This window comes from Propionivibrio sp., from assembly GCF_016790145.1.
Lineage (GTDB): Bacteria > Pseudomonadota > Gammaproteobacteria > Burkholderiales > Rhodocyclaceae > Propionivibrio.
Genome location: NZ_JAEUOI010000229.1, coordinates 1 through 8761 on the forward strand (window position 1 = coordinate 1; position 8761 = coordinate 8761).

Genomic DNA, 8761 nt, shown 5'->3' on the forward strand with positions numbered 1-8761 from the left:
CGCGGCAACTGCGTATCCGTGTCGAGCGTTATGACGTACTTTACGCCGAAGAGGACGGCAATGTTGCCGGCGAGGTGCGAAAAGTGATCAATTCGGGATTCGCTGCGGACATCGGCGCCGAGCGTGCCGACGCCACACCGCTGACTTTCGCTCCCGGAAGATCGCAGAAGCGCATTCAAATCGGCCAGTTTGCCGCGCTTGCGCTCATATCCCATCCAGATTCGTTCCTGCGGATTCCAGCGTCGCGGGCGGTGGAAGAGGAAGAAGATATCGTCGTCGGTGTGGTTGGCATCGCTGACATACTTCGCGTTCAACTCGTCGATTCTCGCCTGAGCCAGATGCACGAGCGGCTCGTCTGCAGGGAGCGATTCCTGATCGGCGTCGCAAAAATCGGTCAATAGACCAAAGTGCAGACAATCATCGCGATTCGCCAGAAACCTGACTTCGAGCGCTTCAATCAGATGCTCGATGTTCTGCGCACTGGTCAGCATGGTCGGCACCACGACCAGCGTTCGCGATTGCAGCGGAATGCCTTTCGAGAAGTCCATTCTGGGAAGCGCATGCGGTTTCACCAGCAGGGTGGCCAGCCAGTTCACCAGCGCTACGGCCAACTGACTGGCGGCCAGCAGCGAGAAGACGCCGAACAAGAGCAGCAATAAACCGGACAGGCCGACATTCACCGCGGCGGACAGCCCGGCGAAGTGCAACCCGGGTTCAGCCTGGGCCAGCAGCTCCTTGGTGAGGAGCGCCGTGATCAGAATGATAGGGCCCAGATACAGGAGCAATGGAAAGCGGGCTGCCGTTCTGCGCAAAAACTCAAAGCCGGAAAGGCGAACGTCTGCTGCCCGCTCGAGTTCCGGCAGGCCCTGGTCGATCAGGTAGAACCCGATATGCCGCGCACGTTCGCCGATTCCGTTACCGGCATTGATCGCTGCGCCTGTGCGCGCCAGATCGACGGCCTTGCGCGCCACTTCATCCTCAGTGAGACGGCCTTTTTTGGCCACCTTTTCTATGGCGTGACGGTAGCGATCACGGGTGGCAAAATCCATCCGGCCATAAACGCCGCCGGGATCCTCACGCAGTGCCTGTTCGACGACACTCAGGGTTTCGACGAACTCGCGCCAGTCCACCGCACCGAGAACCCGGAGGCTGCCGATGCTGTTGCTGATCGAGACCTGATCGGCGGCCTGCTGCTGGTTTTCCAGTTGTACCATTTGCTCGATGGTCAGACCCGATTCGGAGAGACGCTGTTCGATCCAGGTCAAGGGCAAGGCCAGGGCGGGTCCTCGACCCTGCAAGCGGCGCGCGAGTTCAGCGACGAAGGCGCTGGCCATGGGCGGGTTCGATCGTGCCATGTCGGCGATCACCAGAATCAGGCTTTTGGGGTCTTTCTCGGCGGTCTCCGTCATCGTGTCCGCCCAGGCGTTGGCCAGGTTTCGTTCGACCCGGCCGACAGCGATGCGTACGGCAACGCGACGGAGATTCTCGATGACCGCCAGCCGCAGCATGATCGGCGTCGCCCACAACTCGCCCAGTTTGAGCGCGGTGACCGTCTGGTAAGCCGCGACAAAGCGGCTCAGGACTTCGGTGTCAACACGGCCATCGCCGTGCGAAATTATTTCAAGAGCAATGTCATAGACGCGAGGGCACCCGGCGGACGGCCCTGATTCTCCGGAGGGTAAATTTTCGAGGCGCGGCAGATCCCGGCTGTAGCCTTTGGGCAAGTGTCGCTTGGCGGTGCGGATCTGCTCTTCGATGAGATAGAAGTTGTCGAGCAGCCACTCCGCGGCCGGTGAAATCCGGTGATTTTCGCTGATCGCCGCCGCCAACAGGTTGCAGACGCCGACCAAGGTGCTTTCGTTCGCTGCCAGCCTGCCGAGCAACTGATCCGGCCCGCGCCCCGAAGCCAGCCGGTGCGAAGCGGCAAGCGACTTGCCATGCTGCTCCATTTGATCGGCAGTGAACAACTCCGAACGCAATGGTGGCAATGGAGGTTCTTCAGCCGGGTGAATGTGGGGCAAAACGCTGCTGCCAATCATCGTTTTGAACTGACGCAGATATTCAGTGAGCTTCGCGCCAGCATTCAATTGAAGGTCACCTTTCCAGATGCAATGGGTTCACCGAAGAACGAAAGACCCCGCGAGCCTTTGCCGCACATGCAGCCTGGCAGTGGCTCGCGTTATTACTTCACTTGCTTCACTTACTTCATGCGCATGTCGTTCCTGACGGATTTCACGCCACTGACGCTGCGTGCCACTTCGACCGCCTTGTTCGCCGCGGCCTGCGAGCTGACGAAGCCACTCAGTTGAACGACGCCCTTGAAGGTCTCGACATTGATTTCGGCGGATTTCAGGGTCGGCTCATTCAGTACGGCGGCCTTCACCTTGGTGGTAATGACGCTGTCGTCGACGTACTCGCCGGTACCCTCCTGCTTCGAGGTAGACGCGCAACCGACGGCGGTTATCAGCATAACGGCCATAAAAAGTGCAGACAGATATTTGCCAAGCTGTTTCATGATTGATTCTCCAGAGTGGGTTGAGATAAGGCTTCTTTCGCACGCAAGGTGTAGAAACCTGGAGTCAGGATAGCCACCAGGGCATTTGCCGTCGGTACGCTGGCGCACATAGCGCCACGCGGCAATCAGGAACGGGAGCTTCGCTCACCCTGGCAGTTCGATGGTTCCGCTGACCAGCAAGCGCGAGAAGTCTGCGGCGAGCAAGGGTTTGCTGAGCAGAAATCCTTGTCCCTCGGCGCATTGCCGCGTCTGCAGGAAAGCCAGTTGCTCCTGCGTTTCCACCCCCTCGGCAATGACCCGTTGCTGAAGATTTTTACCCATCCCGATCACCGCGCCGACGATGGTCGCGCCGTCGGCATTGATGGCGATGTCGTGCACGAAGGATTGGTCGATCTTCAGCGTGTCGATCGGGAAGCGCTTCAGATAACTCAGGCTCGAATAGCCCGTACCGAAGTCATCGATGGCCAGCTTCACCCCCATTGCCTTGAGTGCTTCAAGCACCGATGCCGACGACTGGGTGTCGTGCATGATGATGCTTTCGGTCAATTCCAGTTCGAGATACGAGGCTGGCAGCCCGGTCTCCTTGAGAATCAGGGCAACGCCTTCTGCGAAGTTGCTGTGCCTGAATTCCAGGGCGGAAACATTGACCGCCACGGGCACGGCGGACAGGCCTGCAGCCCGCCAGGCCTGGACCTGCCGGCAGGCTTCGCGCAATACCCAGCGACCGATGGGTACGATGAGGCCGCACTCTTCCGCGATCGGCACGAACTGCCCAGGCAGAATGAGCCCATGCTCCGGATCCTGCCAGCGAACAAGAGCCTCGGTACCTATTATCGTTCCTGAAACAAGATCGATCTGCGGCTGATAGTGCAACAGAAACTCATCCTGCTTGAGGGCGCGGCGCAGGCTGTTTTCGATAAACATCCGGTGTACCGCACGGGTGTTCATTTCGGCCCTGAAGAACTGGAAGTTGTTTCGTCCGATGGTCTTGGCGTGATACATCGCGGTATCCGCGTTCTGCATCACGGTGTCCGTGTTCTGGATTGTGCTATTGGCACTGACGCCGTCATCCGGAAAGACGCTGATGCCGATGCTCAAGGTGACATGAAGCTCGTGTCCGCCGATAAGGTGAGGCCTGGCGAACGCGTCAATCAAGGTTTCGGCAACGTGGGCCGCATCCTGCGTCTGCTCGATTTCGGCCAGCAGTATCACAAACTCGTCACCGCCCTGCCGGCATACCGTATCCGTCGCGCGCACTTTCGTCAGCAGGCGCTCGGCAACCGACTGCAACAGCAGGTCGCCGATCGCATGCCCGAGCGAGTCGTTGATATTCTTGAAATGATCCAGATCCAGGAACAGCAGCGCAACTTGCTTTTTGTGGCGCCGGGCCAGCCCGATGGCCTGGGTCAGGCGTTCAGTCAGCAGCAGGCGATTGGGCAATCCGGTGAGAAAGTCGTGCTGCGCCAGATGTGTCATCTTGAGGGCCATGAAGCGCGTTTCGCTGACATCATGGAAGACGATGACGGCGCCGGTAACCCGGCCGTCCCGGTTGTGGATCGGAGCGGAGGAATCCTCGATCGCGGTCTCGAAGCCGTCGCGGCGGATCAGCACACTATCCGCAGCCAGCCCGACGGTACGGTCCTCGGCAATGGCGCGCTGCGCAGGATTCTCAGCGGCATCGCGCGTCGTACCGTTGATAATCCTGAACACCTCGGCCAGCGGCCGGCCGATTGCGTCCTCACGAGACCAGCCGGTCATCGCCTCGGCCACCAGATTCAGATAAGTCACATTGCCCGTCAGGTCGGTGCACAGCACCGCGTCACCGATGGAGTTGAGCGTGACCTGGGCACGTTCCTTTTCCTCGTACAGGGCTTCTTCCGCCATGCGCAACTTCAATTCGCCCGCCTTGCGCTCGGTGATGTCCTCAACCGTTTTCACTCGACCGAGACCCTGCAACCCGTCGAGCATCGGGGCGCTGCTGACGCGCGTCCACACGACACTCCCGTCTTCGCGCAAGAACCGGTATTCCGTCTGGAATGGATCGCGGCCCATCGCAGCGGTTCGCCACTCGGCAAGCACCTGCTGGCGATCTTCCGGGTGGATCGCCGTGGTCCAGTGGGTACCGAGCGTCTGTTCTAAGGACAGCCCTGAAATCCTGTGATAGGCGACGTTGGTGTAGATGCAGGCCCCCTCCGCATCGGCAACGAAGATGCCCAGCGGGGAAGCATCACTCATCTCGCGGAAGCGTGCCTCACTGATTTGCAGCGCTTCCCGGCTCGCTTTGCGCTCGATGAGGTAATGCAGAGCGCGTGGCAACCAGTGAGCGTCAACATGGTTTTTGACGAGATAGTCCTGCGCTCCACGCTGTACAGCCAGGTTGGCGCTTGCTTCGTCACCGGCTTCGGAAAGTACCATGATCATGGCATTCGGGGCCGCCGTGAACACCTGATCGAAGGTCGCCAGGCCTTGGCTGTCGGGCAGCGTCAGGTCGAGCAGGATCACATCGATATCTTCACTGCCGATTCGTTCGAGCGCAGCGCAGAGTTGAGTAACCCGCTCGACACGAAACGAATTGCCGCCCGCGCCCGCCAGAGCCTCCTGGATCAGGCTGGAATCGGCGTCATCGTCTTCAACGAGCAGAACGGTAGTCGGTGTATCGTTCATGCCATGAGCTTCCGTAGGAATTGCGAACGAGATCATAGAGTCATTGAAACCTGGCTCTCGCGTCAGCTATCGCCATAACACAGGAGCCATTTGTCAGCCTGGCCACCAGTCTCAATGCTCGAGCTTGCAACCAGGAAGGGCGCGAGAACACGGTGAGGGCCTTGCTGTACAGGATCGACTGAACTACCAGTTCTGCTCACTGATCCGTAATCGGTTTTTCGGTGAACAAGTAGTCCGTGAGTTCATCGGAAAACTTGACATCCTTGCGCCGAATCCACTCCAGCAGCATGGAGGCATGCTCTTTTTCCTCGTCACGATTGTGCTCGATGATGGCCTTGAGTTCTCTGTCCTTGCATGCATCGACACGCTGGTTATACCAGTCAATCGCTTCCAGTTCTTCCATCAGGGAAACGATGGCTCTGTGCATGTCGCGCGTTGCGGACGACAGTTCTTCAATGGGTTCGTGATAACCGATACTGGACATTTCATTCTCCTGATGATTGCAGAATTGCAGGCTGGGAATTACTGACTTTGTTGCAGACACGCGGATCGTTCCTGCATGGCTCACCCTTGTCTTTGCTCGCTGAAATCGCGACTCGATGCAGGATGAGTCGACTACTCATCGCGGTTGCTTTTCGGAGACCATGTCACCACTCTTCAGTGACTCCCCTGAGGTGCCGCTTCCTGCTTCGCTTGGCACACCAAAACTGCGGTCCGGCTGGACTCTTCGCTTATTGCGCAGATTTCCTTCCCAATTGCACGTCATCGAATTGCATCGGTAGCGGCGAACCGGCACGAAGGTACTGATCAGCAAATCGACGAATCGACGGGATATGCGGAACACTGGCGAGTTGCAGAGCGGGCATGTTCGAGAAAAAGTTGAACAGCCAACGCCCTCATTGGGTAGTAATGGATGGATGAAGCGTCTATTGATCGTCATGATTTGACTTGTCTCCATTATTCACCTGCATCGGCAACCTTGACGCGGTGCGCTGCAATACTCCGCGCACCGCGTGGTCGCGAGTAGAAACTGCTGCCGCCTGATCGATTACTATCGGTGTGCAGTCGTAAACACGACATCGTCTTCAACGGTGCCTTCAACCAGCGCCGTCTTCTCTGAATGAACGGCGACTGAGCAGGAAGGCGGCGAGCAGACCAGCAAGCGCGGCAACCCCGATTATTTTCATGGGATTATCACGAACGTAATCCTGGGTGGCTTCGGCGGCACTGCAGGCCTTGCTGGCGGCCGCAATTCTTGCATCGTTTAGTCTGGTTTTAGCTTCGCCCAGCCTGGTTTCGATCCTCGAACGCGCTGCAGTGAGTTGATCGGCGCTGGAACTGACCACTTCCTTGAGCAAGACATCAGCATCGCCGACGACACGTTTAAGATCATTCACAAGCTTTTCCTTGCTGCTCTGGACGCTCCCTTGGCTTACGGTAAGTTCGGTAGTCATCATGCCTCCTGATATAAATTAGAAACAGGGCGAGCACACGGTGTGAACCGAGCAACAACGCCAATGGCGAGGAAGCAATTTGGAGCACCTAATCGGGCATCGGCTTTCCTCTACTTCTAATGTTGTTCCTCGCCAGTCTCCAAGTCTGTGCGACAACGCACAGAAGTCACTTGCCAGCGCTCATCAACTCCAGAAAATCATCGGCGAAATAACCAGGAAATGTGCGCTGTCGCACAGACGCTTTCCCCCATTTGATCCATCTTGTACTCAAGGACATGGCGATGACCATCGGTAAAACCGGTGGGCGCCGCAAGGTCCGGGATAGAACTACCGCCTCAGGAAGCAAGCGATGAAACACTTGAAAACTGCTTCGGATGTGTCTGGAAATGCAGCATTGGCGGGCTGCAGGGTCTTTATCAGGCACTGCTCCGACAGGACTGGATATAAGGAGAAATGAAATGTCATTAGGATTTATTCTGCTGATTGTCTTGATTTTGATGCTTATCGGTGCGATTCCAAGCTGGCCGCACAGCCAGGGATGGGGTTACGCCCCCAGCGGTGGTATCGGGCTGTTGCTGCTGATCCTGGTTGTCCTGATGTTGATGGGCAGGTTATAGCGTGTTCCCCGATCGCTCGCAGCATGGAGCGGTCAGGGATGTGCGTAGCGACAAGAGCATGAGGCCAATCAAATTTACCAGCCTGGTCGGATTATGGAAAACGTTGACCAGGAATGGACGTTTAACCGCTTTTTTACGATAGGAAAGATAATGCTGCAATATGCTGTCGTGTTTCTAGTCATCGCGCTGGTAGCAGCAGTGCTGGGCTTTACCGGTATCGCGGCCAGCGCCGTCGGGATCGCCAAAATCCTTTTCTACATTTTTATCCTGCTGTTTCTCGTTTCGCTTATCGTTGGAATGACACGTCGCAAGTAAGATTCACCCGATAGCGAGTACAAGGGCGGCATTTTTTGCATCACCAACTACAAAAGGAACATTACATGATGAAAAAGATGATTCTGGGCACGATTGCCGGTGCACTGATTACGGGCACTGCGTTCGCAGCCGATTACGGCACAGCAGCGGAAGCGAAAGCCATGCTCGAAAAAGCCGCCGCAGCCGTAAAGGCGAACAAGTCCGGTGCTCTAATGCAGTTCGCCAAGGGCGAAGGCGGTTTCAAGGATCGCGACCTGTACCCGTTTTGCGGAGGAACCGACGGGAACTTCACGGCTCACCCGACGTTAACCGGCAAGAGCCTCAAGGATCTGAAGGACAAGGAGGGCAAGCCGATCGGTGAGGAAATGTACAAAAACGCACAGGAAGGAAAGATCGCCGAGGTTTCCTACAAGTGGCCGCGTCCGGGCACGACCGAGCCGCTGGTGCAGAAAGTCAGTTACTTCACCAAAATCGGTGACCAGGTCTGCGCGGTGGGCTACTACAAGTGATCAGGCTGTGGCTTGAAGCAGTTTTTACCGACTGAAGCGAAAGACGTTTCAGCAAAGCGTGCTGCGGGTGAGAGTCCGCGGCACGCATTTTTTTGAGGTGATGGGCTGCAAGCCTCCGACTGACGGACGCCGCTTTCCTGTGCAAGCCAAGTTAATAATCAGGTTTGGACGCCTTGCCGTCTCAATAACCGCCCATTACTTTGAGTCGTGCGCGCAGGGCTTCGACTTCATCAAGCAATTGCAGCGCCAGTGCGGCTCCGGCAAGGTTGACGCCAAGGTCGCGCTGCAGGCGCAGGGCTACCGTTGCGCGGTGCATGTGAATGCCGCTGAAGCGCCAACGATGAGGCTCACGACCATTTGGCGCGAGAACCCCTTCTTCGACCAGTTCGACAATGCTTTCAGAACGAACTGCGCAGGCGCGGCAGAGCTCGGCCAGCGTCAGCTCTCTCAGTTCTTCGAGGATGATGCCGCTCAGTTGCGGCAGCATCCTGGTTTCGGGCGTTGCGCCTGACGTCGATGAATCCGGTGCTGGCTCGCTCTGAAACTCGGTTTTATCGTTCTCCATGATTACACTCCCAGTCCGCTGCGCGGATTGAACGTTGTTAACTGTTTGGCCATGTTGAGGTAAAAGGTTTTGGCTGCTTCGCTGTCGGCCGCGGGCAAGGCAACTTGCAGCGACGCATAGAA

At 57.3% G+C, this 8761-nt stretch carries 8 protein-coding genes and 1 pseudogene; 3 read left to right on the top strand and 6 right to left on the bottom strand.

All coding sequences use genetic code 11. The features are described from left to right. From JNM42_RS18465 to JNM42_RS18485, 5 genes and pseudogenes are all read right to left on the bottom strand, one after another. Positions 1-2087 (bottom strand): annotated as a pseudogene (locus JNM42_RS18465) (cyclic beta 1-2 glucan synthetase); the annotation flags it as partial. Between the two features lie 113 nt (positions 2088-2200). Continuing rightward, positions 2201-2515 (bottom strand): BON domain-containing protein, encoded by a 315-nt coding sequence (locus JNM42_RS18470; RefSeq protein ID WP_294273771.1) that lies wholly within the window; start codon positions 2513-2515, stop codon positions 2201-2203. Positions 2516-2659: 144 nt separating this feature from the next. Continuing rightward, a complete protein-coding gene (locus tag JNM42_RS18475; RefSeq protein WP_294273773.1) occupies positions 2660-5179 on the bottom strand; it encodes an EAL domain-containing protein in 2520 nt (839 codons plus the stop codon). Positions 5180-5375: 196 nt separating this feature from the next. Then, positions 5376-5663, bottom strand: a complete 288-nt coding sequence (locus JNM42_RS18480) for a ferritin-like domain-containing protein (protein WP_294273776.1) — start codon at positions 5661-5663, stop codon at positions 5376-5378. A 613-nt stretch (positions 5664-6276) separates the two neighbouring features. Next, the gene (locus JNM42_RS18485) at positions 6277-6576 is read right to left on the bottom strand and encodes a DUF883 family protein (protein ID WP_294273778.1); all 300 of its coding nucleotides are present in this window, start codon (positions 6574-6576) and stop codon (positions 6277-6279) included. Between the two features lie 515 nt (positions 6577-7091). Between JNM42_RS18485 and JNM42_RS18490 the strand changes: the two genes are divergently transcribed. The 3 genes from JNM42_RS18490 (at position 7092) to JNM42_RS18500 (ending at position 8074) form a co-directional block, all read left to right on the top strand. Then, positions 7092-7250 carry a DUF3309 family protein gene (locus JNM42_RS18490; RefSeq protein WP_294273781.1) on the top strand — a complete coding sequence of 53 codons (159 nt, stop codon included), beginning with the start codon at positions 7092-7094 and terminating at the stop codon, positions 7248-7250. A gap of 150 nt (positions 7251-7400) precedes the next feature. Then, positions 7401-7565: a DUF1328 domain-containing protein gene (locus JNM42_RS18495; protein ID WP_294273784.1), complete on the top strand. Its 165-nt coding sequence runs from the start codon at positions 7401-7403 to the stop codon at positions 7563-7565. A 65-nt stretch (positions 7566-7630) separates the two neighbouring features. After that, positions 7631-8074 (top strand): cache domain-containing protein, encoded by a 444-nt coding sequence (locus JNM42_RS18500; RefSeq protein ID WP_294273787.1) that lies wholly within the window; start codon positions 7631-7633, stop codon positions 8072-8074. Between the two features lie 181 nt (positions 8075-8255). Here the strand turns inward: JNM42_RS18500 and JNM42_RS18505 are convergent, their stop codons facing one another. Next, positions 8256-8639, bottom strand: a complete 384-nt coding sequence (locus JNM42_RS18505; protein ID WP_294273789.1) for a chaperone modulator CbpM — start codon at positions 8637-8639, stop codon at positions 8256-8258. Between the last annotated feature and the right edge of the window lie 122 nt (positions 8640-8761).